The following is a 24,295-nucleotide window of genomic DNA, read 5'->3' as shown; positions in this document are numbered from 1 at the left end:
TTTCGCGGCGATCAATGATCCTAGTTGTGTCCTGGTGTCACTCTTCGGGACAGTTCGTCTGACTTCTGGCTTCCGGCTTGTCCGCACCGGTCGCGGCTCCACGTCCCGACGGGGACGCCGAGGCGGTACGGCACGGTCATCTGCTCGTTCCCGCCTTCGAGGCGATGCGGCCTTCTTGGCCTTCGGCGGCTTGGGAGCCGGACTGGATTTCGCAGGAGGGCGCGCGCTGGGTGTCGGCGAAGACGTCGGCGTAGGCGAAGACGTCGGCGTCGAGGCAGCCGGCAGCGTTTGCGCAGCTACGCCTGACGGCTTGGGCGTCGGGGTAGAGCCCATGTCGGATGAGCTGAGCGGACTCCAGACAATTGACCAGGCGGCCACGACCACACAGGTCAAGGAGCCGACCCCGAGCACCAGCTTGGCGGCACGAGGCCAACGCCTCGCAGGTGATCTTTCTGGTGTGGCCGGAAGCGAATACTTACGCCAGTCGGCAGGAGCCGACGTATCGCGCCTTACCCGAGGACGAATCGGCATGCCGTACGGTGGTCGCCTCGCGGGTCCGGATGACGGACTTGAGTCGTGGTCGTTGTACATGATCCCCCTCTCGCTGCTTGTTCATGCCAGGGTGACGCAGCGTGCGGTCTTCGAAACGGAACGACGCGGCATGTCGAGCAGCACAACGTGAAATGGCCCCGGAAGACCGGGGCCGAAGGTGAATAACCAGGACTTACTCATCGAGAGCGCTATTGATCTTGTGGTTGATCTGCTCTTGCTGGCCGTCCATGCACTTGGCGTAGACCCGTAGCAGGACGTCCACACTGTGCCCAGCGCGCTTGGCGACCTCGACGGCCGGGACGCCGGCGTTCAACCAGAGCGAGACCGCCGCGTGGCGGAGGTCGTACGGTCTGGCGGCGAGCGACGAGGCGATCTGTGCGGGAGTGAGAGCGAGTTTGCGGGTCTCCTGCCAGACGTAGGAGTGCGCCGAGCTGGAGTAGGTGCCGCCCGTCCTCGTGGCGAAGATCCTGCCGTCGTCAGCGGTGCCGTATGCAGCGATGTGCTCGCGGAGCATGGCGACCAGAACGGGCGGGATGGGGATCTCTCGCGTCTCCTTGTCCGCGCGGTGCTTCAGGCTGCGCGACTCGTGGGTTTCGCCGGAGTTGGTCCAGCGCTTCGTTCCTTGGGGGCGCGCTTTCTCCAGGACGATCAGGCCCCATCCTGATTCCGGGAGAGTGCAGTTCCTCTGTCGGAGGTCGGCAGCCTCTTCGGGTCGAAGTGCGGCGTAGTAGATGCAGGCGAACAGCGCCTTGAGCCGAGGGCCGCGCTTGCGACCAACCTTGGGAATGGCGTCGAGGAGTTGCTTGGCCTGCGCGGGATTGACCACGGTGCGCGGGTCGACCGCCGTCACGGCCTTCGGCACTGTCCACTTGATCTCGTCCAGCGGGTTTTTGCTGAATACCTTCTGCTCTACTGCGTGCTCCAGCAGGTGATGCAGTACGGCGCGCTTACGCCGCACGGTATTGGCCCCGGCGGGCGCGCTGGCGAAGGTGACGGAGATGGCGGCGAGAGCCGTACGAAGGACGTGTGCCTCTCCCAGGGATGACAGCGGGAGAGACGCCCTTTCCAGCCAGCCCAGGGTTGCTGTTTGCATCGCGGTCAGGTCAGTCCGCCGCTTCTCCGGCAGCAATGCGTGGACGCGTAGCACCTCGCGCGATGCTTCTGGCGAGGGACGGCGCGGAGCGTCGGCGACCAGGGCAGGGACCAGGGACAGGAGCGCGTACGCGTCGGTCTCCCGAGTCCGCGCCGCAGACAAGTCCCAGCGGCGGAGGACGTACGCCTGCGCGAACTCCAGAAAGGACGGTCCGGTCGCTTCGGACTCCAGCATCGACACCGGCAGCCCGGTGGCGACGTCGAACTCCTCCCCCGTTTTGGCCGCCTGCCGGAGATCGGACATGAAGGCGTTGGCCAGGCCCTTGGTCCGGAAGCTCTTGGACTTCTCCTTGCCCGCGACCCTCCAGCGGGCGACGTACACCGCCATTCCACGGTTCGAGCGCTGCTGGACCTGACTGAACTTCACGTCGTAGGTGGTGTTCACGCGGCCTCCCGTCGAGAGTCGAGCCAGGCGATGAGGTCGCTCCGCCAGACGCGGAGTTCGAGGTTGGGCAGTTGGAGGCAGACCGGCGCACGGCCGAGCTCGCGCCAGCGGTAGAAGGTGCGGCGGGAGACTCCGCCCAGTTCGGCGAGGACCTGAGGAACGGTCAGCAGCTCGTCGCTTCTGCTCATTGAGGGTCACCTCCGATCTGGGGCAGGCGGACGCCGGTGATGGCTGCGGCGAGGAGCTGTTCGCCCAGGGAGAGGCCCTGTCCGGCGTACTCCCAGTGGGCGATGACCAGGACGGTGTCCTCTTCGAACAGCGGAAGTCGGCCGGTGGTGATCTCTTCGGTGCGCATGTGTTCTTCGCGAGCGGCGCGGAGTGCGCCGAGGGTGGTGGAGTAGCGGCGGCTCTTGGTGGAGAAGTGGCCGCGGAAGCCGAGCATGTGGGCCCAGTGGACGAGCCGGAGTTCGGCCAGGTCGGGTTGGCTACCGAGGTGCATGCAGGCGGCGATCAGCCGGCGGGCGTGCTCGCGTACCGGGAGGGCGTTCAGGTCGTCGAGGGGTTGAATGCGCCGGTCCAGGGTGCCGACGCACTCTGCCGCCTTCGTGGCGTACTTGGCGATGTAGGCGGCTACGGCCTGGTCGGTGAGGTCCCCGTCCATGGTGATCTGGCGGCTGTCGAGCTGAGTGCCCCAGCGGAAGGTACGGCGCAGTGGCTTGACCTCTGTCGTTACGGCGGCAGCCGCGTGTTGGACGGCTTGGGCGAGCGCGTCGGCTGTGGCCCAAGCCGGTGGTGGCGTGTTCGGACCGTCCGGGCCGTCGAGGCGGATGACGGCGTGGAAGTGGACGACGCCGCGGCGCTGGTATTCGGCGACCTTGGCGAAGGCGATGCTGACGTGCTCGCGCAGGGCCTTGACTGTCAGGCCGTTGAGCCGGGCGAAGCGGCGGCGCAGGGCGAGCGTGAAGCGGCGCCACAGCTCCGGGCTGATGGCGTTGAACAGGACCGAGCCGTCGTAGTCGTAGCAGTCGGGGCACAGCGGATCGCCGAGTCGCGGGTCGTCGGCGCTGTGCCGGTCGGTGCAGGACAGCACCCTGCCGTGAGGGCAGGGCGAGGCATCGCGGCGGGCGTGGCAGGGCAGGACCTTGCCGTTCTTCTCTCGTCGCGCGTGTACGACTCCGAAGGACGGCGCGGTGAGGGTCACGAACAGGCACGGGTGCGTGTTGACCGTCTCGGGTACGCCCTTGCCGCCGACGAGGCCGGCGCGTACGAGCTGGTAGGTGTCGGCGCGGTAGATCTCGGCGCAGGCCGGGCAGCGGGAGGCGCGGCGCGTCTTGCACGACACTCGCAGAACGCCGTTGGGCTCGATGTTGGTGCTGTAGCGGTGCAGGAGATCGCCGGTGAGCTGGTCGTAGTGCTCGACCTTGCCGCGCAGGTGAATGGGCTGTCGGCAGCCACCGGTGCGCTTGATCTGGCAGGCCCAGCGGTTGTAATCGGGGTCATGCAGTCGGGAGATTAGCCCGGCTATGGCGTGTGGGTGGTGCAAGATGGATCCGTCCTGTCCGGATGTGCTCTGGGTGGGATGGCCCCTCACCTGGCGCGGAACTTGGCGGTTGTGTGGCCAGGTGAGGGGATCTCGGCTATGCGCCGTGGTTGTCGATTCCGGTGCCGTGGCAGTCGCGGCAGGTGCCGCCGTCTCCGTCGAGGCCCGAGCCGTTGCAGGTGCAGCAGCAACCGGGAGCGATCAGTAGCTCTTCCGGCGGCATGATCAGTGGCTTTCGCGCGGAGAGATCGTGAGGTAGATGCGGTACTGGCGCGGTCGGTTCCTGGCGGGGAAGGCCCGCGACATGGACGTGACCGTGAAGTTCTGGCGTAGGTGGATCATGCCGAGGGTGAGTTCGGCGCGGTTGCCTTCGAGGCGGATGCGCATGGTGCGTACCTCCTAGATGTCGGTCTGGATGCAGTCGCGGTAGCTGTCTGCGGCGGCGTGGCGAGCGCGGGCTTTGGCGAGGATGGCGGTGAACTCGTAACTGACCGGTCCGAAGGCGATGCCGGTCATGTAGTGGCCGTGAGGAAGGTGGTCGGGGTCGATCTCCGTGCCGAGCAGGGCGGCGACCTTGTCGACCTCGGCGCATATCTCGTTGTCGGGGCCGTTGGCTGGGAAGGCCCGGATGATGACCGGCGCTACGGACGTCGGCACTTGGGGGTTGGCCTTGAGGAAGCCGGCCAGGGCGATGAGGCCGGCGATGAGGGCGTCTCGGTCGTTGTGCACGGTGATCTACCTTTCGTGGAACGTTCCAGAAGCGGTGAGTAGGTCGGAGGCGAGCTGGTCGGATACGCCCAGGCGGGCGCGGAGAATGTCGCGAGTGATGGGCTTGCCGTGCCTGGCGTGGTGTTCGTCGGCCACTCGGCGGGCGTAGTCGATCAGCGCCGGAGAAGGCCCGGGTCGGTGGTCTTCGGCCGGTACGAGAGCGGGACGATCATTCGTAGAAGCGACGGGCGGTTCCTCGGGACGAGGACAGGGCTTTTCCGGGGCCGAAGTAGGACGTGGACCGGACGTTCGGCGTTCGAGCATGGAGACCGCGACGAGGAAGGCTGCCGCCGGGGTGGCCGCGGTGATCCAGCCCCAGATCGTTGGGTCGGCTTGTTGCAGGTTGGCGGCCAGGGAGAGGACGATGCCGCCGGTCAGGACGAGGACGGGCCAGGAGGTCAGGCCGCGCTGCTGGCGGCCGGTCTTCTTGTCGCGCTGCCGCTCGCGAGCGGCCATGACGCAGGTCAGGTCTATGCAGACGGCGATCGCCCAGGCCATCCAGCCGGACTGTCCGTGTTCGCTGGCGGTGTCGCGGATGTGGGTGAAGGACCCAGCTCCGGCGATGAGGGCCAGGACGAGCACGGGGCCGGTGTCGAGCAGCCAGTGGGCGAGGCGTCGCATCGGTTCAGGCCTTTCGCGGGTCCGGGATGGAGTCGAGGAACTCGGCGAGGTCGGCGTCGGTCGGTGGCGTGGTGTGGCCGGAGATGACGTTGGCCCAGAGCGGGGCCCGGTCGGCGTAGGCGGTGGCCGCGTGTTCGGCGGCTTGTTCGCTGACGTAGAAGGAGCGGGCGCGGTACCACTGGCCGTCCTGGGAGGCGACGATGGCGACGCCCGGTGTCTCGGCGGGGATGGCGCGTGCCGACGCGAGGGCGGCGGGGTCGAGGTCGCCGAGGGTCATGTTGGCGGTTTCTGGGTCGTTGACGCGGTGGCAGATGCGTCCGGAGCACTGGGCGCGCAGGGCGGTGACGCCGGGGCCGAGGTCTGAGCCGATGCGTTGGCCGCAGCAGAACAGGTAGATGCCGAAGGCGCGTCCGAGTTGGGCGACCCGCAGCAGAGCTGTCGAGGTTTTGGCGATCTCGTCTTTCTCGCTCTTGTCGGCCATCAGGTAGAGCTCGGCCAACTCGTCGACGAGGACGACGATGGGCACGGGACGCTGGTCATCCGGGAGTTGCCAGATGTTGCGGGCGCCGGCCTCGCGACAGAGAGCCATGCGGTTGGTCATCAGGTTGACGAGGTCATCGAGCAGGGCGGTGCATTCGCCCCGGTTGGTGCCCAGTGCCGAGAGGCGAGGATTGTACGGGGTGAACTCGACTCCGCCCTTGAGGTCGAACCCGAGCAGGGCGACCGGTTGCGGAGCGAGTCCTTGGACCAGGGCGTTGGCGAGGTTGGACTTGCCGGACTGCGTCGCTCCGGCGTTGATGTAGTGCGGGACGGTCTTGAAGTCGATGATCCACGGGCCGCCGGTCTCCAACCGGCCGACGATGACCTTGAGCAGTTCGGGCGAGGTGGGCAGGGTTTCGACCCGGACGAGTGGATCGCGGACGGTGGCGGACAGGACGACCCGTCCGGGGCGAGGGGACGCGACGCGGACTGCGTGCACGCCCCAGGAATGGGCGAGCCGTTCGGCGGCGTCGGAGTAGTCGGCGGGGATCTGGCCTTCCAGGGTGTGCAGGGTGACGCGCCAGCCGTGCCGGGTGGGTTTGGGCAGCCACATGAACGGTTTGGTGTCCACGGCGATGCGCTGGAACTTGCGCTTGACGCGTACGACGCCGGTGGAGGCGATCATGCCGGGGACGGTGGTGAACCAGAAGCGCTGCCGCTTCTTGGTGAGGTTGCAGCCGAGGGCGACCTTGCGCCAGCTTGCCCGTACGCTGATCGCGGTAAGCGGGAAGGCAAGCACGAGCCAGAACGACGGGTAGTGCCAGCGGCGCCAGGCCCAGAGCCCGGCCGCCGCAGCGGCCAGGACTCCGAGCACAATGAGCGTGTTGTCAGACACGAAGCGACTCCGTGTCCACCGGTAGGAGCGCGGCGGCGCGGTAGGAGATGCCCCACCGTCCGGCGATCTCCCAGACGTACCCGATCAGGCCGGTCGGGTTGATCTGCTGACCGGCGCTGATCGGGGGCTCCCCCGAGGTCGCGATCTTGACGAGTTCGATCCGGCCGAACTCGTCCTCGACTGAGGTGGTGATCTCGTAGACGGTGTTGCCGTTCTTGTCGGTCTTGATCTCGCCGGTGTCCTTGTTGAGCAGGCGCGGCTTGGGCGCCTTCACGCAGGTGATCACGAGCTTGGAGGTGTCGACGGGAATCGGGATGGTACGCACGAGAGCTGGTCTCCTTCAGAGGCGGTGTTCTACCTACTAAGATACCTAGGTATCTAGTTCTGTAAACCAAGATAGCTGACTTGGCTTGAGATTGCTTACAGGTTGCCCAGAGACCTAGGCACCTAGAACCGCTAAAGTTGGGGTATGGCAACCGACCGGCGCCGGCCGTACCTGAGGATCGCCGAGGACATCCGGCGCGACATCTCATCAGGCCGTTACGCGGTCGGCGAGCGCCTCCCCGTGACCCGCGAACTGGCCGAACGGTACGGCGTGGCCATGATGACCATCGGCAACGCCCTTGCCGTCCTCCGCGACGAAGGACTCATCGAGACCCGCCAGGGCGCCGGCAGCTTCGTCAGTCGGACCCCCGACGACGAGACCGCCGGCCCGGCCCCTGGCGAGCACAGCGAAGAGTTCCGCATCATCTCCGAGCAGCTAAGCGAGATCCGTCAGCACATGAACAAGCTGACAGTCAGGCTGGACGAGCTAGACGCTCGGACTCGTCCCGATCAAGCCGAGAAGCGATCCTGACGGTACGCCGCTGAAGTTCGGCCAGGTCGACCGTGATCTCCGCGAGTTCGCGTAGCAGGATCTGTCGTTCAACTTCACTGAGACCCACGTACCACCCCATTGTGTAGGCAGGACGCCGAAGCGTCCCCGGGTTACCTGACGGGTGGGGAGCCATTGCGCGGATAGCCCTCCGTTGCCGTGCTCAGAGCAGCCTCATCACCTTGGCGAGGTTGAGAATCTCGCGCTGACGATGCAGGTTGCCGCTGTCCCTCAGGTCGCGCACGATGTTGCGGACCAGTGGACGGTTCCGGACGTGCTGGGGCGCGATCCGGTCGGCACGGAGCAGGGCGTCTGCCGCTTGGTTGTCCTTCCTGTTCATGTGGTAGCCGGCCGCGGTGCAGGTCCAGTAGTGCGCCTGGCGTTCGGACGAGGCGATCTGCGCGATCTCGACTTGATCGGCGCGGGTAATGACCTCGCGTGGCCGGCCAAGCTCCATGCTGACCTCGACCGCGTGGATCGTTGTGTTCACCTGGTTGAACTGCGTTTGGAAGGCATTGCCGTCCCGAGGCAGAGCGCCGGCGACCCGGCGGGCCTCCTCAAGATGGCCTTCGGCCTCTCGTTGGTCCCACAGCCTTGAATACGCCACGGCCGCCCGCAGGTGCAGAGCGCCCCACATCGCCTTGACCGTGTCGCTCTCGCCCACGTGGGGTTCGATCCGATTGAGCGCCGACAGGGCCGCATCCTTGGCAGGGTCGTTCTGCGCTTCGTGCAGCCAGACACCGCACAGATCCCAACTCGCCGCGGCGACCAGGTCCGGAGCGCCGACCTGTTGCGCGGCGACGAGCTCACGTTGTACCGCGGTCCAACCAAGGTCATGATGTCCCAGCAGGTTGGACGACACTCGCGCCATGTGGCAGGCCCGCAGCATCAACGCCTCGGCCCGGTCGCGATCGGCCGACGAGTCGCCGGTGATGGCGATCAGATCGGTGAGGATACCGGGCAGCACCTCACCGAGAGCGGTGAACCTGGCGTCCTGGCGCAGCTGCTCGGCAAGCCGCACGTTCGCCTCAAGCTCCTGGAGCGGCCGAGGCTCTCGGGCCGACCAAAGTAGGACCCCGCTTGGCAGCGAAGCCTGCTGAAGCGCGAGCCGTAGCGCCGGCACCGCCGCATGGCCCGAGTCGAGTTCCGTCGTTTCGTGCTGGTACGGCTGACCGGTGAGTTCGGCGACCTCTACCCCGAGCACCTCGGCGAGTTGCCCGACCACGCTCATGCGGTCCAGCGGCAGCCGCCCGTTCTCCACTTTCGACAGCCAGGAGACGGACCGGTCGACCTTCTCGGCCAGGGTGGCTTGATCCCAGCCCTTGCGGTGACGAGCCCGCGCGATCCGCTGGCCCTGCGTCACGTACTCTGTTGCCACGTCCGAGCCCTCCCTCTCGCCGTCGCTTGCTTCGACGATAAGGCGGGCGACCTGCGTCACTGGCAGAAAAACTGCCAGTCGGCGGGCATGCGAAACCGCAGGTCGGCCTTCGACCTGCGGAAACGCTCGTCACAGATCACTTTCAAATCGTGACGCTCCGTGTGCGCGAACTAGGAGGTTCTGCGCATCCTCACCTCGCTTCCCCATTGATGAGTTGTCGCCACAGTGCCTCGGCATCCCCGACCCTGATCCGCGGGCTCTCGGCGATGGCCCATGGGAAAACTGACCGGTCGTAGCGCCGGATGAATCCCTGCCCGCCGGCCCGGCAGTCCTCGAAGACCATCGACAGGCATTCGCAGGTGTAGCCCCGCACGCGCGCCGGAAGTGGACGGTTCTGCACCTCGGCCCACCTCACCGGCACCGCGTCCGGACGCGGTGAGGCGGGGTGCGTACCGTGAAAGTCGTCGTCATCTGCCACAGGGCTCACCATCCTTCGTGACGAGCGGTCACCGGCGGAGCGCCGACGGCGCTCGCGGGGACCGTGATCGATGAACTGGCGTTGGTGAGCGAGGAGCCATCTCCAGTTGCAGCGTGCGCACTCACGGGCGGCAGGTCCGGAGCGCAGCTGCGATGCCCCACCCGGAGGGGCCCTGGACCGCCACTCACCAACGCCATACCTTCAAGTTAGCAAGCCTGTAAGCCCCTGTCTATTCCATGGAGCTGCGTGAAGCTTCACGATCCGCCGTGAAGAGGCGTGAAACGCCCTCCTACTCTCATAGCGTGGCCAGATATGTCGAGCACACGCGCACCTGGGAGTTCGACGAGGACCGTTCCCGCTGGGAGCAGATCCTCGAAGTGCTGAACGCGCGCATCGACTCGGGCGAGTGGGGCCCCAAGTTCAAGATCTCCGAGGTCAAGCTCATGGAAGAGTTCGGAGTCGCCCGCCCCACCATACGCAAGGCCATGGAACGCCTCAGAAGCGCAGGCAAGGTCTACACCGTCCCCAACCTGGGCAGCTTCGTGAAAACCGACGCCGAGGCCGAATAGGGGCAGGTGGCCGACAGCCTCAACGGCGGGTCGCCGGCGGAGTAGGCTCCGGGAGCGTGAGCCAGCGGATCGACTACTACAACGACCCGAGCGCGCCTGCCGCCAACAGTCTCGTCCCATCCGTGAATGTCGTCGTCACCAACGAGGCCGGCGAGCTGCTGCTCATCCGCCGCTCTGACAACGACAACTGGGCCCTACCCGGCGGCGCCATCGACCTCGGCGAGTCCATTCCTCAGGCGGCCATCAGAGAGACCCTCGAAGAGACCGGGATCACCTGCGAGATCACGGGCTTGGTCGGCACTTACAGCGATCCGGGCCACGTCATCCACTACACGAGCAACAACGAGGTACGGCAGGAGTTTTCCCTCGTCCTCACAGCCCGAGCCGCACATGGGCAGCCGACACCCAGTGCAGAGTCCCGAGAGGTGCGCTGGGTGCCGCGGCAGAAGGTCGACGACTACCAGATGCATTGCTCCATGCGCCTGCGGATCTCCCACTACCTACACGGAGACGGACCACACATCGGCTAGCGCCGGGGTCACAGTGTCAAGCATCAACCGTGACAGTCTGCACTCATGGAACGCGAAGAACTGCATCTCACGGACATGATCGTTCAACCGGATGAGACTTTTCCCTACGTCTTCAAGGGCAGCCCGCCTGCGGCGGCCTGCCGCGCGTCGGGCGGTCGCTGGCCGCGCTGCGGCTCTCCGGCCGGTCGCGGCCAGCGCCGCCGGCGCGCCAGTAGGACCGTCAGCCGAACATTTCGACGACGAGCGACGCCCTGACGTAGCAACAAGGCCTGATCTCCTGACCCAGACCTAGCGGCGATCGCGGGCTTGGCGTGTCAATCAACTTCACAAGGCCACGGACACACGAACACGCTGAGGGTCAGGAAGTCTGGTCCGGCAGCCGGGTGTGGGCTGCCGCGCCGCTTCCGGTGCTCGGGCCTGAAGGCCCTGCGCTCCGGGTCGGCTTGCCACCGAATACGCGGGTTGCTGTGATCTGTTGCCACCAGGAGGTGCGATAACGTCCCAGGGAGGCTTGATCGTCCAGCGCAGCCGAGAGGCAGGGCCACTCCACTCTGACCAAACCACCCCGATCGCCTCCGACCGATTAGGTCCGCAAGCCGCCAGCAACTGCCCATCCAAAACCTAACTCAGACATTGAACCAGGAACCGTACTCCTCTGCACACGTCCCCACGGGCCAGCGCGAAACAGCCCTACCACAGCGTTGGCCTACGCCCGCAGATCCGCAATCGACCCCCGTTCGCCCAAGGAGTCACGAGGTTGCTTAACGCCCACTTCCCATCAGTTAGGTCACGACGCGCTATACCGCTGCGTCTACCAATCCGGCCGATCTTGCCATTCGACTATCTGCAACCATGCGATCCCGGCAACGAACGCCCCCTAGCCTACGCGCGCGACAACAGAGTACCCTTCTAATTCTCAATACAGAACGCGACCAAGGAAAGAGCTACATGAGTAAGGCGACCTACCGTACAGGCCACTGGAACCCAGCCCGTGTCATTCCCGCGCTTGGTCGAATCGGCTATGACCCAGTGTCTGCAATACTGGACATTGCGGACAACTCAGTCTCAAACCGCTCAACTACGGTAAAAATAGACATACTAACGCAGCAGGAGACCCGAGAGGGGCCGGGGCGGCGTAGAACACTTATTACCGGAGTTAGCATCGGCGACAATGGCTCTGGAATGGACGAGCAAGGCCTTGAAGCGGCTATAACACTTGGCTCTCCCTCGGAAGGGTATCTCAAGGGAACTCTATCGAAATTTGGGCTTGGCCTAAAATCTGCATCCGCTTCTCTCGGTGCGAGATTGAGTATCACAAGTCGCGGTGGAGATTCGATCGCTCGCACCTTAATTCTAGACTACGACGCTATCCGCGAACTGAATAAGTTTGTCTACACCCTTGAGGAAGCATCCGCAGATGAAGTTGAGCAACTCGATGCGATAGCTGACGGCGGAACGGGAACGCTCGTCAAGATATCAAAAATATCCGAAGAAAACATGCCCTCGCCTGGAGAGGCTATAGAAAACCTTAAAGCGCGCGCGGGGGTGGTCTACTACTTCCCGATCACTGGTGGGACTGAAGGTACGCAGCGGCTAGAGATGTACATAGGCGATGAGCGCGTCGAAGCATTTGACCCGCTCTTCGAGAACTCCGTTTCTGGAAATCTCGACGAGTACGTCTGGGACGGAACAGACGTTAAGTGGATCGTCAAACCCCAGGGTATCCAGTTGAGCCCTGACGGCCGTATCACTGCACGCGTGACAATGACCCAGCTACCCCATCCTCCAACTCTAGAGAAGAAGGGAATCATGTCTCGCGCCCAAGCGAGACGCGAGTATAAGATCGCAGCAAAAAATTACGGATTCTACATTTATCGCAACGGTCGGCTTATATCTTGGGCGGACTCTCTGGGACTCGTTCCACTCGACCAAAACCTCTATTCATTTCGGGGTCGCATAGAGATTACCTCGGACGCAGACGAAGTGCTCAATATCGACGTCACAAAAAGCCGAATCCAGCTGTCGGATATTGCGCACCTCCAGCTATCTCCATTGCTTACAGAGGCCCTGAAGAAGAGTCGGCTAGCCTGGGAAAAGGCGAAGCGAGATCTTCAAAATATCGCCGAGAAATCCCCGCATGAGGATATAAATATTGTCCTAGATTCGATCAGTGGCATCGAAACAAAGAACGACGAGCTGGACGAAGAGGCAGCCGCGGAGCCTGAGCGGAGGCGACTAGAGGGCAGACGGGAGAGGGCTTCACAGCGGAGCCAAGCCACCGTTGAAGAAAGCGAACGCCTACGCTCGTCTTCTCAACGGGTACAATACGTTCCAATGTTGGCAAATAATCAGCTATGGGAAAGGGCCCATGACCCCGAAAATGGCCTGTTTGTCAGGGTAAACAGGTCTCACCGGCTGATCAGAGAAATTGTCGAGCCTAACCAAGATAATCAACTCCTCATAAAACTTCTCGATGTCCTTTTCTTCGGTCTCGCACAAGGAGAATATGGAACAGTATATAAATCAGAAGCTGATGAAGCTTCGATTGAAGCCATTATGGAAGAGTTCCGCGAACGTGTAGGCGGACAGCTCACAGAGATCGTTCGCAAGATAGATCTCACCAATTTCGCTTCCGGTGACTAGATGCTTCTAACTGCATCCATCAACATGGGGGAGATTGGACATCGCTCCCCTTATATATACGGGATTGTTGCGCTGGAATTCCCTGCACTCTATATTGGACAGACATTGTCGGCCATAGGAGCTTTAGGAAGACTGGCTCAACATTTAAGCAGCGAAAATGGCAACACGCTCAGAAAGAGAATCGCCGATGCATACAATTACGCCGAAATAGAGCTGGGCCCGATAGAATTTGCCGCATTCAAGCTGCCAGATAGAACCGAATTCTCCAACAGAGTTCCCGATTACCGCGAGGCGGTCGAGGCGCTTGTTCAATATTCTATACTCGACAAGATGATCAGGAATGACTTGGCGTGTCCCGTAATCAGTCGAGTAGCCTTCAACCCGCTTACCAGTCAGCACCTCGTCAAAATACAGGCCGGCTATGCTACGGAAGAATTATTTGGGTGGGCTTGCTCATTTCTGATCTAGACTGATAATTCCTCCGATAAAGTATTGGCGTCCTGGGGATGAATGCCTCTTGCCGTGCCGCAGAAATTAAGCAAGAGGCACAAATCGCCGCCCCTTCAGAGCTAAGCAACAACTGTCTTTATCAGATCGTCCACAGAATGTAGATCACGTCGCCCTGCAAGGTACCCAATGCCGCGATGCAGGTGAGTAATGAGAGTTCTCTCACAAGCTTCTTCAGTCGGTTCGCTGCCATCACGCAGACATCGGGATCTAATCAACGCCATGTAGATATCCCCGTATGCTCCAGTGAAAGTTCGCCAAGACATCTCGATGTTGGAGTCAGTAACAACATCGCGCACCAGCGGGGGCGTTTCGTCCTGCAAAGAAACAGCTAGAGCCCAGCGGCACAGAACGTTCCAGTTCTTTATGCCGGTGACTCGTTTGAGTTTGATCAACTGATCCTTGGCCGGTTGAGACAATCGGACTGTGTCAAGCGACATACCGAGTCTTCCCCCATCCGTACCCGCGTTCGATCGTGGTTGTGAACGTCGTGTCGTTGTGGATCAACGTGTATGTCTGGGCGATCGACGGAATGAGACGCTGCAGTAGCTCATCATCGATCTCTTCGTCTGTCGACAACAGAAGAACTTGGTGGCTTGCTTGCGGAAAGTAACGCTCAACAAGATTCTGTCTGTGACGGCTATCCAGCCGACCCAGCGGGGTATCGATGACGCTCGGGAGTCTGTTGCCCGCTACACGAGCTAGGCCCCAGAGGAGGGATACCGCCAGGAGCTGACGCTCGCCTGCGCTCAGACGTGCCGGATTGAGCTCCTCAGCGTCCGCACCAATCAAGGCCAAGGTGAACTTGCCAGTGTCGATACGTAGGTCCTTTACCAGGCCATCCTTACGCATTAGGCGGTTGAAGCTGTCTAGTACGGCGACCTCCAAACGACTGATATGACGTTGCAGCAGGAGCTCTCCGAACCTGTCCAAGGTGTTTCGAGCGCGATCGGAGTATGAAACCACACGGGCGCGATGCTCGATCTCGGCTAGTCCCTTAGCTCGTTTGGCATATGCCTTCTCCCGGGCCGTCTCAAGCTGCGCGTGTTCACGGACGCGTGCGGCGTGAGCCTCCTCCGTTGCGCGCAGTACTCTCTCGAGGTCTTCCACGCGCTGACGGACCTTGTCCTGTCGGGCGATCAGGTCGGCGATCGTGTCTTCTGCTGGAACGCCGGCCAACTGCCGATCCAGCGCGTCGAGCTGCGCTCTGAGCTCTCCAGACTCAGTGAGCAGCTCTTGCGCATGCTGTGATTCGCTCTTAAGGACTTGGTCAAGAGAGTTGAGTTGCTGGATGCCTGTCGCCGACATCTGAATAACTCTAGAAACGCCCGCGTCAGCTGCGCGTTGGGCACGATCCTCTTCCATGAACCGGGTGACCTGCTCAAGCTGAACGTCCGGTATGCCGCTGCCCAGTAGCGAAAGAATCTCCTTGTCCCGCATGTGCAGTGCGTCGAGTAGCTGCTCCGCGCGGCCCGCATCTTCCTCTCGAGCTACCTGCGCACGCAGTGCCTCCAGCTGGTCCTTAAGGAGGAGAAGTGGGAGCGGTCCTGAGGCGACGGTGTTGGCAAGAGTCGCGCTTACCGCTTCGAGTCGACCTTTCGCATGCGCACTCTGTGTCTCTAGCTCCGCCCGGCGGCGGAAAAGGTCCCCCCCTTCCTTAGCGAACGCAGCTTCGACGGCCTTCAGATCCTTCTTCTCGTGTAGGAGACCGGCCTTTGCCGAGGCGACCCGCTGAAGCGCATCTGCTCTGGCCACCTCGTTTTCCTCAAGCTGAGCTTCGATGGTGGCGATCAGCTCGAGTGCGGCCTTGTCCTCCCGACTTACCTTCTGGCGCCGTTGAAGAGCAAGTAGGTCGGTTCGCAGCTGTTCGACCGTGCTGACCCCTAGGAGCGATTGAACCGCCGACTCGATGACTGGAGCGGCCCGCTCAGGATCAGCAAGGGATTCGATTTTCTCGCCATCAAAGAAGAAGAGGGATGCGACTTCCAGCGGTAGAAGATCCTCTATATAGTCCGCCCATGTGTCGCTGGCGGCCTTATCGTGTTCGCCGTTGACAAAGACCGCTAGCGACTCGCGGAGAGTCTTTCCTGCGATGGACCAGTTTCGCTCAATCCGGTAATGACGTTGCTCTCCTTCGACCGTGGTCGAGAACCAAAGTTTCACGCCTGCCTGCTTAGGCACGGCCTGACGGTTCACGCTGTCACGGAGGAACGCATCGTAGGAGCGGTTTCCCCTACCGCTGCACCGTGCCCGGGAGCCGTACAACGCGAGTTGGATAGCATCTAGCAGGGTCGTCTTCCCGCAGCCGTTTAGACCGCCGATAAGGATGATCGGCTTGCCAGGCTTGGGGTTCAGAGAGAGGACCTGTTTGCCGAGGTACGCTCCAAAATTCTCGAGAGTGATCTCATGCAGGAGCATCGGTGCTCTCTTCATCCAATCCGAGAAGGGTAGGGGCGATCTTGTTCTGCTGATTGCGTTTGGCTAGCTCGACCGCATCCTCCTCATCCGTGTAGTAGCCCTTCTTGATTGCCTTCTCAAGCGCTTCGAAGAGTCCGGAGCGACGAGTCATCGTGCGGAATTTCCGCTCGACTGCAAGTAGCTCACGCATCGTCTCAAAGTGCAGGTCGTCTCCGTCGCAGACCTCACGAAGCAGCTCCACCTCATCCGCAGCCACGGCGAGGTGCTGGTCGAGCGGACCGCCGGGGAACTCCTCACCCGTCTCTTGCATATAGATCTGAGGTAGCGAATCCTCGACCTCATGCTTCTCGAAGACCCAGAGGCGTCGGATCTCATGCAGCTCGTCCATGGTGATGAGCTCGATACCCCGCACATGTTCTGGAGCGTTCTGCCGGATCCAGGTCTGTGCGTTGAGGAGTTTGCGGAGCCACTCCTCTCGGGCTTTCTGTGTGTACGGCCCAGGAACGTTGCGATCGTGGAAGAGCTGGATCGTGCCGTTCATCTTCCGGAAGTCACGCAGGTGGCTGTCGTCGGGAGCGTCGAGCTCGTCGCGTAGCTCTAGGAGTGGAAGCATCCACTCCTTCTCCTCGTCGTTCTGAATCATGGCCGACATGGACTTGTCCTTGTCGACGAGGGTGCACGTCCAGCAGCCGAAGCGGCTGTCACCGCAGGAAGGAGTGGTGTCGTCCACCACGAGTGGGCATTCTCCGTCGCTCGAAGCCCCTTGGTACATGGTGAGGAGGTCCTTGTTCGGATGCCCCCAGGGGTTGGGCTGCTGCATCAAGAACGTCCAGACCTCGTCGGTGCTCCATGCCTCGACGGGGCTGTAGACCAGGGAGTTAGGAAGGTTGCCGTTGGGCGAGAGACGGTCGCGGACACGGCGCTTCTCGTGGCGCTCCATCACTCGGGCGCGGGCCTGGCTTTCGGCCTTGCGGATGCCCAGTACCAGGATTGCCTCACCGTGGTCGTGCACGACTCGGCGAATGAACGAATTGGAAGGCTTGATCTTCAAGCGTTCGGTGCACCAGCGGAACTTCGGCTTCGGAGCGGGGTATCCCTTGCCGATCAAGCCGACCCAGAAGGTGTCCTTCACATCAGGCACCAGCCGATTCGGCTGGATGGGAAGCCGCTGCTTCTCCGCCGCCTTACGCATGGTCTCCAGTGATTGGGTCACCCATGCAGCAACGACCGGGTTCTCAACCAGGGTGTCCGTACTGATGACATAGACCGGCTTGGTGCGCTGATCGGGCTCTATACCCTGTAGCGCCAGCCACACGAGTTGAAGCACTGCGGTGGAATCTTTACCGCCGCTGTAGCCCACGACCCAAGGAACCTGATCAGCCAGGTATAGCTCACGGATCTCCGCGGTCAGCTCGTTCACCACCGCGGCGAGGCCGCCTTGACTCTCAAAAGGGACCGCGCGCCGGGTGGGCGTGTTCAGCATGACGGCACTGCGCGTCGGGGTGCTCATCGCTCTCCTCGCTGGTAGGCGTCTTCTGCCTGCTGCTCATCGGCAGTCAGGTCGAGACCGAGCTGCTTGCGTAGGTAATTCACGGTAAGTACGACGTTTTGGTGATTTTTCGAGACACGGCCACCGATGATCGCACGTCCCTCCCAGTCAGGATTGGTCCGTGACCAGTCCACGTCCCGAAGCCGCGCCAGCCGCGGCTTCCACTCGTCTGGATCAAGTGAATTGCGGAGCAGCGTGTTCCCAAGTAGCCCAAGCGCATGGAGTGCGATCCCATGCGTGTGTAGGTATTGCTTACGTATCTCGGAGGCAGACAGAGATCGTCTTCGCACCTCGCCCCAATCCGGGATGAGATCATCTACAGCTTCCCAGTAGTCCCACGACAGGCATTCCGTGTCCTTCCCGCCGGTCAGCTCTAGCCCTTGAAGAAGGGCGCTCATCGCCGAGTACAGGGCGCTGAGCGTGAAGAGCTTGCGCGATCGAGCTGAAAGGTTACTGCTCTCCATCTCAACGAAGTTGCGGAAGACCGGACACTTCAGCGCAAGGAGTCGTGTCAGCTGAGAGAGCTCATCCCTGTGGTCGTAGAGGACGCCTATGGAACGGGCCGGCCGCACGGCATGGCGGTTCAGGTCAGCGAACATCTGCTGGCTGCGTTCAAGGCCGGCGTCATGGAAGAAGACGACAGCGATGGTCTCGTCGCCGAGTGGCGGGTTCTCTTTAAGTGCGGTCTCGATGGCTGCACGCCGGTGCTGACCATCATTGATCAGGAAGCGTGAGGCCATCGGGATGTACAACTGGCCGACCCGCAGGCCCGGGCCTTGGTCCGACACTCCCACGAAGCGCATGGCGCCATCGACGGAGGCGGTTAGCGCGGAAAAGACGTAATCGTCAGGGTTATCCAGGATGTACCGAGCGAGCGCTGGGACTCTTCCCTTGTTCAGAACACGCTGTGCCCGCACCTCCGGCGCGAGCTCGTCCTCATCAAACAAGAAGATCTTGGGGATGAGGCGCAGGGGACACATCGATACGTAGTACTCACGCCCTGCCTGCACGCCGCGGATCGCTGGGAAGATGTACTCGAAGCCTGCGGTCGTGGCGTCTCTGCCTTGCTGCACCAGCGCGTGTGTTCCCACGCGCCCACGGTACCGTAAGTACGTGTGCGCTTTAACGTACACACGTGACCTGGGCAAACAATTATGAGAGCTGGTGTGCACGTGGTCGCCTACCTGGATGCCGCTGCAACGACGAGGGTCCTCCCCGAGGTCGCCGAGGTCGTCTTGCACTGGATGTCCCAAGATTTCGGCAATGCGGGCTCGCGGACCCATGAGTACGGAACGCGCGCCAAGCGGGCAGTAGCCCGCGCTCGTGAAGGCATCGCAGCCCATCTCTCCGCCCGCCCGGACGAGCTGATCTTCACCAGTGGTGCAACCGAGAGCAACAACATCGCCATCCTGGGTCTAGCTCCCTTCGGTGCTAAGAGTGAACGCCGTCACATCATCAGCACCGCGATCGAGCACAAGGCTGTTCTGGAACCACTCGAGCACCTCCAGACACAAGGTTTCGAGGTGGACCTGATCGAGCCTGGTCCATCTGGCCGTGTGAGCGCGGAAGCAGTACTGGAACGGCTACGTCCCGACACGCTCCTCGTCTCCGTCATGCAGGTCAACAATGAGACTGGCGTCATCCAGCCAGTCACAGAGCTGGCAGAGCATCTCCGCTCCACGGCCACCTATCTTCATGTTGACGCGGCTCAGGGCTTCGCCAAGCTGCCAGATGGCCTGCGTGGACCGATCGATCTCATCAGCTTCAGCGGGCACAAGATCGGAGCCCCCAAGGGGATCGGCGGCCTTCTCATCAGACGCCGAGGGCGAGACTCTGTACCGCTGACCCCACTGATGTATGGAGGCGGTCAGGAACGCAAGCTCCGCCCGGGCACGCTTCCTGTTCCGCTCATCATGGGCCTTTCCAAGGCTCTCGAGGTATTCGAAAGTGAAAGTACGCGGTGGCTGGAAGCGGCCAGCGTGTTCCGCTCCCGGCTGCTGGAGGGATTCAGCAAGACCCGGTTCAAACTCCATGGCGACCAAGAGCACGTGGTCCCGCACATCCTCAACCTGTCGTTCGAGGGCGTGGACACTGAGGCTTTGATCTTGCAGCTGAAGAACTACGCCGCGGTGGCCACTGGGTCCGCGTGCACGAGTGCGTCCTACACCCCAAGCCACGTCCTCGCGGCGATGGGACTGCCCGAAGAACAGGCCAGCAATGGACTGCGCCTCTCGTGGTTCCCCGACCAAACTCAGGAACTGGACGTCGACGAATTCGCAAGCATCATCGCCGAGTACCAAGCCGGAATCGCATCGGTCAGTTCCTCTTGATCAGGCGGTGACCACGGAGCTGTCGGCCGCAGCGGACGAGCTCGGCCTCCCAGCCCTGCTCGGTCCCGATGAGATGCGGATTGGCGTATAGGCCTGCTCGCAGCTCGCTGTCGGTGAGTCGTCGATACTTCGGGACATCCGGGTCATCCGGGTTGAGGAACTCATGCTTGCGATGAAGCAGAGGCCTGTTCTCCGACTGCTCGTAGGACATGTGGGAGGTCCTGAACGTGGTGAGATCGACCATGTACGAAGATCGCAGCCGCGGATGCGGATCCGTGTCGAACTGCGGATAGTCCAGCCAACTCACTCCCCTACCCTGATGGCGTAGCTTGGCTAGGGTCCACTCCTGCGGACGTCCTGCCGCAAGCGAAGCGCAGTGCTCATAAAGGCGCAGCACAACAGGCATGTGATCAATCGCTCGGCGGTGCACGTACAGGGCTGTTGGCGTGAGCTTGCCAACCTTCGACCCGTTCATCGCACCGCGGACATAGGCATCGTCGCGTAGCTTGAGCAGCAGGCGGTCGGACCGTATACATGCTTCCTTGTAGGAGCTGAAGAACGCTCTCACGTCAAGCTGTACGGAACGCGGGAGGCATCCGAAGGGGCCACGCCCATTGAACAGCTCCACACCGAGGAACAGCAACGTAGTCAAGGTGGATCTCTTCGCACCTTCCGCGACCTTTTCTGGATCAGCCGATACTCGGACAATCCGCTGCAGTTCTGCAGCGTTCAGATGGGCGAGGAGCTCCGCCATCTGCGCCGGCATCTCCTCTATGCGCGGCACTCGCCCGCGTTGTTCTGTGTAGTCGACTACGGAGGCGATCGCCGATGCCGCGTCATCAGAGGCCAGCCAGATGGCCGCGGGTACGATCCGACGAGCCAGATAGCTAAGGCGCGCCTCATCGCGCTTGAACGCGTAGACGATTCCGGGAGCCGCAGAGACGCACCGGACGCCTGTGGCGTCCTCAACGTAGCTTCGGAGCTCGCCAGCGCTGAACAGATGCTGAAATGTCCGTCGGCTGGTAAGGACTCCGTCACCGAAATCCGTGCCCTTGACTTTGGACTTCTCCCAAGTGAGTCGAGTGGAGACCACCAAGGTGCCTTTGGTAAGGTCCCATGCCTTGACGAGCGTACGACGCCGTTCCTCCCGGTCCTCGATGATGTTCAGGACATAAGTCAGCAGCACGACATCTGATGGGCCGAGGCTGCCGCCAGGATGATAGTGGGGGTCCCAGCCGACCGCGCTCATGGCGATCCCCTGCAGAGCTCGGACATCAGCCCCTCGTCCGCACCCATAGTCCAGGACCGACGAGCCAGACGTGATCTGCTGATCCACCACAGCCTGACGTGCGGGTACGGAAAGTCCCGTTCTACCGATTGCGGTCAGGCGACGGTCAGTTTCCCAAGCGCCACCCTGTTCCGTGATAGTCACAAGCCCATTTTGGAGTTTAGAACTCGGGGGGTTCGAAGAAATGGCCTAGCTCGGGAAAGGCGGCCACAGCTTCAATCCCGACCATGTCCTGTTGAGCGGCGGTTAGGAGGTCGTCCTGGCGTCCCTCGGGGTGCGGGCTGCCGCGTAAGGCCTTGCCGTCTACGGCCGGCCCGCGAGCGTTGGAAGAAAGCTGCTGGTGCCGACGAACGCGGTCCATGCGCCGAGCCAGGCCAGATGACTGCAGGTGATGGTGTCTAAGGCGTCAGCATCCAGGCGGGTGAGCAGTCGTCTCAGAGCGCTGGCAGCTGACCATACTGTTCCGGGGACGAAGCGGCGCAGCTGAGGGTCGTAGTTGGTGATAAAGCGGGCGATCTTCGCCAGCGACGTCGCTCCGTCAAACACGGCGACCAGAGATTAGGCCACAGCAAAGAGCGAGCCGGTAGCGGCCAGCATCCCCAGTGCCTGAGTCGATCGAGCACCGCTCTAGCACGCCCGGTCAGGATGTGGACAGGCGGGTCGGCGACGGTAACGTGCTCGAGGTGGCGGCCACTCACGTCGATCGCCAATGATCGCAGGCAAACGGGCTCCGTTCCTGATCGACTGGCGTAGACAACCGACGATAGGCACTCAGCATCGCGCAATAGCGCGAACGCTCGAGGCCAAACACCCCGGGCTTGGGTGCAGCATCTCGACGCCGCCCACGAGGACCTGTCCCTTCGCCGCCAATCAGAGAAACCTGACTCCAGACGCTCCCAGCTTCAGGGCCTGAAAATAAGGCAGGCATCGTGGATGAGCTGCTCCTCACGAGCTTCGAGAGCACTCAGATCCCATGCTGCGAGTTCTGCCAAGTCCTGATTGAAGCTGACAACGCTAGCAGCGTATGCAGGTTGCTTAAGAGCGAAGGGCTTATTACCTGCTGCACTATTGTCGCTTGGAGCCCAGTATGAGAGATTCCCGAGTCGATTTGTATGCGAGGTCAGCGAAGGCACGATTACTTCAGGCTTCTGGGGATGGATATGTTCGATACTTACCTGGCCGAGGTCGATTAGGTTGATCATAGACGGGCGGGGCTGCCCAGAGGATCCTTGCTTAATCCAAGGCCTGTAGTCCTCTAGAACGGTAAGCAGCTCCTTAAGGTTAGCCTTCATCGGACTGCCACCGTCATAGCGTAGCTTGTCTTTCAAGGCATTACGAAAGATCGGATCGGGCGCTCGCTTGTCAATTAGAGTATTGAGAGCTTTTCTCAATGCAGCGAAATTAGCAGCTACCCCGTTCGTCAGTCCTCGCAGCCGCTTACATTCGGCATAGTAAACCGCCTGTGCTGGACCCGTGTGCGCGCCGCAGATGTTCTTGTATCTCAGCGCGAACAGTTCTAGCATGTGCACGAGCTTAGCAAACTCGTCCTCACGAGAGTGTGCACGTGCGGCAAGGAGAAGTGGATGCGAAAGCTTGTGCTGTATTGTTGAGACCAGCCTCTGCAGCCGAGATCTTTGCCACTCAGTTACAGACTGCATATGCTCAGACGGCACATAGGGCCACATGCCAGCATGGATCGCTTTGAAGGTCGAGACTTCGCCCGACATTTTCTGCAGTGCGGCAAGAATCTCTACACGGCCTTTAGTTGCCGAGAAGATTAGATCCTTAACGTCATCGAATAAGTCTTCCCTCTTGGCACGCTTGCCGGTCAGTGACGTGTAGTAGGTCATGAGAAAGTCGTCTACGAGATCTGCCCCCTCGGTTAGAATATCGTCCCAGAGATTTGCCGCTTTCTCTCGACTCGAAGCGTGGTCATCGAGGAGTTCTAGGGTGTGGCTTCTAAGAAGATCCGCGACCGTTAAACGCGCGCCCCGGTCATTCAGCACAGAGAACAACCTATAGCCACTAGATCGAGAGTCGCTCACAATGTGGATAACGAACGAGTCGAGCAGAACAGCATCACATAGACGCTGCAGTTTCCCTCTAGCATCCGCTAGATCGGTCGCATCAGTGGCTGGCGTCACCAGCTCGTCGCGGAGGAGGTTAGCCGCATTTTCTAGCAATTCATGACTTTCTCGACTCGGCGGCCCCGCAGTTCCATCCAGAAGTGATTGAAAAAAGTCGTCATCGACGCGACTGAGTCGAACTCTCGGCTGTTCTGACTCGTTTCCCTCGTCTACATCGTAACGCTGATAGTACAAGTTCGACTTTCGTACTCCTCTTGCCAATACTGCTAATTTCTTCGCTTCCTCACCATCGCCTTGACTATCGGCCTGATCCTTTAGTTCATCTGCCCTCGCAGCAATCTGTGCAAAGAGAAGACAGAACGTTGCTAGTCGTTGCTGGCCATCCACTATCTCATAGACGTTGCTACTGGGTTCAGAAGAGTCCGTTATTTTGATGACGACCATGCCGCCATAAAAATGGCCTCGCGTGCCAGCAGGAAGAGGTAGAAGAAGTTTAATGTCATCGATGAGATCGCCAACCTGCGTATCGTTCCAAGCGTAGGCGCGCTGATACCGTGGAACTCGCGCAGGATATCTAGAGGACAGAAGTTCACTGATTGGCAGACTGGTGGGTTTCACACTGGCGGCACCCATCGCAGGTGTCCTATTATCCAATTCCCTATTCCTTCACTATCTCTGAAGTATCGAAGCAGCTCATAGTCCAGGACATCAGTTTGGCACATTTCTGGATCTGGATCGGGATTGTTACAGCATCGCTATCAAGATTGTACGTTCGAGGTGCCTTGCCGCGAGTTGCTTGCCACCTGCTGTTCGGCACGCATGCAGTGGATGACAGCGACCAGGGGCAGGCTTCAGATCCCGGTTGGTGGAGTCAAACAAGCAGATGCGCCTGCAAGCCAAACGGTTGTTTCTGCACGGTATGGCAACGCAAGAGATCATGTGGATGGTTTCTTGAAGGCCATAACCTGGATCGGACTGCCTTCAACTTCCGCTCCCTGCCACGACAGGACGCACGACGAAGGTCTCGCACCCTTCGCCCGGACCATCAACACCTCACGGCGTACATCTCTCCCGCGAAAGGCCTGGCTGCCTTGCGCAGGATGTCCCGCTCTTGCTCCAGTTCCCGGATCCGGACCTTGAGCTGCTCGTTCTCCTCTTCCGGGACGTTGCCTAAGGGAGCGGAGCCACCCGGCACGCTGTTACCGACCGTAGCCGCGCCGGCGGTGCCGTAGCCGCCTTTGCCCGGGTCAG

At 61.5% G+C, this 24,295-nt stretch carries 23 protein-coding genes; 6 read left to right on the top strand and 17 right to left on the bottom strand.

Features of this window, described 5'->3' with window-relative positions; all coding sequences use genetic code 11:
* Positions 1-724 precede the first annotated feature (724 nt).
* From AB0I81_RS16000 to AB0I81_RS15965, 8 genes are all read right to left on the bottom strand, one after another.
* The gene (locus AB0I81_RS16000) at positions 725-2,089 is read right to left on the bottom strand and encodes a tyrosine-type recombinase/integrase (protein WP_360656526.1); all 1,365 of its coding nucleotides are present in this window, start codon (positions 2,087-2,089) and stop codon (positions 725-727) included.
* The gene (locus AB0I81_RS15995; RefSeq protein WP_336216536.1) at positions 2,086-2,277 is read right to left on the bottom strand and encodes a helix-turn-helix domain-containing protein; all 192 of its coding nucleotides are present in this window, start codon (positions 2,275-2,277) and stop codon (positions 2,086-2,088) included. The genes AB0I81_RS16000 and AB0I81_RS15995 overlap by 4 nt, the downstream gene beginning before the upstream one ends.
* Positions 2,274-3,632 (bottom strand): replication initiator, encoded by a 1,359-nt coding sequence (locus AB0I81_RS15990; RefSeq protein ID WP_360656522.1) that lies wholly within the window; start codon positions 3,630-3,632, stop codon positions 2,274-2,276. Before AB0I81_RS15990 ends, AB0I81_RS15995 begins: the two co-directional genes overlap by 4 nt.
* A gap of 222 nt (positions 3,633-3,854) precedes the next feature.
* The gene (locus AB0I81_RS15985; RefSeq protein ID WP_360656519.1) at positions 3,855-4,016 is read right to left on the bottom strand and encodes a hypothetical protein; all 162 of its coding nucleotides are present in this window, start codon (positions 4,014-4,016) and stop codon (positions 3,855-3,857) included.
* A 12-nt stretch (positions 4,017-4,028) separates the two neighbouring features.
* A complete protein-coding gene (locus AB0I81_RS15980) occupies positions 4,029-4,358 on the bottom strand; it encodes a hypothetical protein (RefSeq protein ID WP_360656516.1) in 330 nt (109 codons plus the stop codon).
* A 6-nt stretch (positions 4,359-4,364) separates the two neighbouring features.
* Positions 4,365-5,018 carry a DUF2637 domain-containing protein gene (locus AB0I81_RS15975; protein WP_360656513.1) on the bottom strand — a complete coding sequence of 218 codons (654 nt, stop codon included), beginning with the start codon at positions 5,016-5,018 and terminating at the stop codon, positions 4,365-4,367.
* Between the two features lie 4 nt (positions 5,019-5,022).
* A complete protein-coding gene (locus tag AB0I81_RS15970; RefSeq protein ID WP_360656510.1) occupies positions 5,023-6,393 on the bottom strand; it encodes an FtsK/SpoIIIE domain-containing protein in 1,371 nt (456 codons plus the stop codon).
* Positions 6,386-6,718 (bottom strand): hypothetical protein, encoded by a 333-nt coding sequence (locus tag AB0I81_RS15965; RefSeq protein WP_360656507.1) that lies wholly within the window; start codon positions 6,716-6,718, stop codon positions 6,386-6,388. Before AB0I81_RS15965 ends, AB0I81_RS15970 begins: the two co-directional genes overlap by 8 nt.
* 144 nt (positions 6,719-6,862) lie before the next feature.
* On the opposite strand from AB0I81_RS15965, the gene AB0I81_RS15960 reads away from it, so the two are divergent.
* Positions 6,863-7,249 (top strand): winged helix-turn-helix domain-containing protein, encoded by a 387-nt coding sequence (locus tag AB0I81_RS15960; RefSeq protein ID WP_360656504.1) that lies wholly within the window; start codon positions 6,863-6,865, stop codon positions 7,247-7,249.
* Positions 7,250-7,430: 181 nt separating this feature from the next.
* Here the strand turns inward: AB0I81_RS15960 and AB0I81_RS15955 are convergent, their stop codons facing one another.
* Both AB0I81_RS15955 and AB0I81_RS15950 read right to left on the bottom strand, forming a co-directional pair.
* Positions 7,431-8,705 carry a helix-turn-helix transcriptional regulator gene (locus AB0I81_RS15955; protein ID WP_360656501.1) on the bottom strand — a complete coding sequence of 425 codons (1,275 nt, stop codon included), beginning with the start codon at positions 8,703-8,705 and terminating at the stop codon, positions 7,431-7,433.
* 130 nt (positions 8,706-8,835) lie between these two features.
* Complete coding sequence (locus tag AB0I81_RS15950) at positions 8,836-9,123, bottom strand: hypothetical protein (RefSeq protein WP_360656498.1); 288 nt, start codon at positions 9,121-9,123, stop codon at positions 8,836-8,838.
* Positions 9,124-9,425: 302 nt separating this feature from the next.
* On the opposite strand from AB0I81_RS15950, the gene AB0I81_RS15945 reads away from it, so the two are divergent.
* From AB0I81_RS15945 to AB0I81_RS15930, 4 genes are all read left to right on the top strand, one after another.
* Positions 9,426-9,692 (top strand): winged helix-turn-helix domain-containing protein, encoded by a 267-nt coding sequence (locus tag AB0I81_RS15945; RefSeq protein ID WP_360656495.1) that lies wholly within the window; start codon positions 9,426-9,428, stop codon positions 9,690-9,692.
* A 56-nt stretch (positions 9,693-9,748) separates the two neighbouring features.
* Positions 9,749-10,222 (top strand): NUDIX domain-containing protein, encoded by a 474-nt coding sequence (locus AB0I81_RS15940; protein ID WP_360656492.1) that lies wholly within the window; start codon positions 9,749-9,751, stop codon positions 10,220-10,222.
* Between the two features lie 948 nt (positions 10,223-11,170).
* Positions 11,171-12,865, top strand: a complete 1,695-nt coding sequence (locus AB0I81_RS15935; protein ID WP_360656489.1) for an ATP-binding protein — start codon at positions 11,171-11,173, stop codon at positions 12,863-12,865.
* Positions 12,866-13,333, top strand: a complete 468-nt coding sequence (locus tag AB0I81_RS15930; protein WP_360656486.1) for a hypothetical protein — start codon at positions 12,866-12,868, stop codon at positions 13,331-13,333.
* Positions 13,334-13,434: 101 nt separating this feature from the next.
* Here the strand turns inward: AB0I81_RS15930 and dndE are convergent, their stop codons facing one another.
* Genes dndE through dndB form a run of 4 tightly spaced genes read right to left on the bottom strand, consistent with a single transcriptional unit; the run spans position 13,435 to position 18,430 of the window.
* Complete coding sequence (gene dndE, locus AB0I81_RS15925; RefSeq protein ID WP_360656483.1) at positions 13,435-13,812, bottom strand: DNA sulfur modification protein DndE; 378 nt, start codon at positions 13,810-13,812, stop codon at positions 13,435-13,437.
* The gene (dndD, locus tag AB0I81_RS15920; RefSeq protein WP_360656480.1) at positions 13,802-15,790 is read right to left on the bottom strand and encodes a DNA sulfur modification protein DndD; all 1,989 of its coding nucleotides are present in this window, start codon (positions 15,788-15,790) and stop codon (positions 13,802-13,804) included. The genes dndE and dndD overlap by 11 nt, the downstream gene beginning before the upstream one ends.
* Entirely contained in the window at positions 15,777-17,300 is a 1,524-nt protein-coding gene (gene dndC / locus AB0I81_RS15915) for a DNA phosphorothioation system sulfurtransferase DndC (protein WP_360656477.1), read from the bottom strand. The genes dndD and dndC overlap by 14 nt, the downstream gene beginning before the upstream one ends.
* On the bottom strand, positions 17,297-18,430 hold the full coding sequence (dndB, locus tag AB0I81_RS15910) for a DNA sulfur modification protein DndB (RefSeq protein WP_360656474.1): 1,134 nt from the start codon (positions 18,428-18,430) through the stop codon (positions 17,297-17,299). Before dndB ends, dndC begins: the two co-directional genes overlap by 4 nt.
* A gap of 81 nt (positions 18,431-18,511) precedes the next feature.
* Between dndB and dndA the strand changes: the two genes are divergently transcribed.
* On the top strand, positions 18,512-19,669 hold the full coding sequence (gene dndA / locus AB0I81_RS15905; RefSeq protein ID WP_360656471.1) for a cysteine desulfurase DndA: 1,158 nt from the start codon (positions 18,512-18,514) through the stop codon (positions 19,667-19,669).
* Here dndA and AB0I81_RS15900 read toward each other — a convergent pair.
* The 3 genes from AB0I81_RS15900 to AB0I81_RS15890 all read right to left on the bottom strand — a co-directional run bounded on the left by AB0I81_RS15900 (position 19,656) and on the right by AB0I81_RS15890 (position 23,677).
* Positions 19,656-21,101 (bottom strand): DNA phosphorothioation-associated putative methyltransferase, encoded by a 1,446-nt coding sequence (locus AB0I81_RS15900; protein WP_360656468.1) that lies wholly within the window; start codon positions 21,099-21,101, stop codon positions 19,656-19,658. The genes dndA and AB0I81_RS15900 overlap by 14 nt on opposite strands.
* A gap of 159 nt (positions 21,102-21,260) precedes the next feature.
* Complete coding sequence (locus AB0I81_RS15895) at positions 21,261-21,503, bottom strand: hypothetical protein (protein WP_360656465.1); 243 nt, start codon at positions 21,501-21,503, stop codon at positions 21,261-21,263.
* A gap of 356 nt (positions 21,504-21,859) precedes the next feature.
* The gene (locus tag AB0I81_RS15890; protein WP_360656462.1) at positions 21,860-23,677 is read right to left on the bottom strand and encodes a DUF262 domain-containing HNH endonuclease family protein; all 1,818 of its coding nucleotides are present in this window, start codon (positions 23,675-23,677) and stop codon (positions 21,860-21,862) included.
* Positions 23,678-24,295 lie beyond the last annotated feature (618 nt).

The organism is Nonomuraea sp. NPDC050404, from assembly GCF_040655495.1.
Taxonomy (GTDB): domain Bacteria; phylum Actinomycetota; class Actinomycetes; order Streptosporangiales; family Streptosporangiaceae; genus Nonomuraea.
This window is presented reverse-complemented; position numbering and strand designations above follow the sequence as displayed.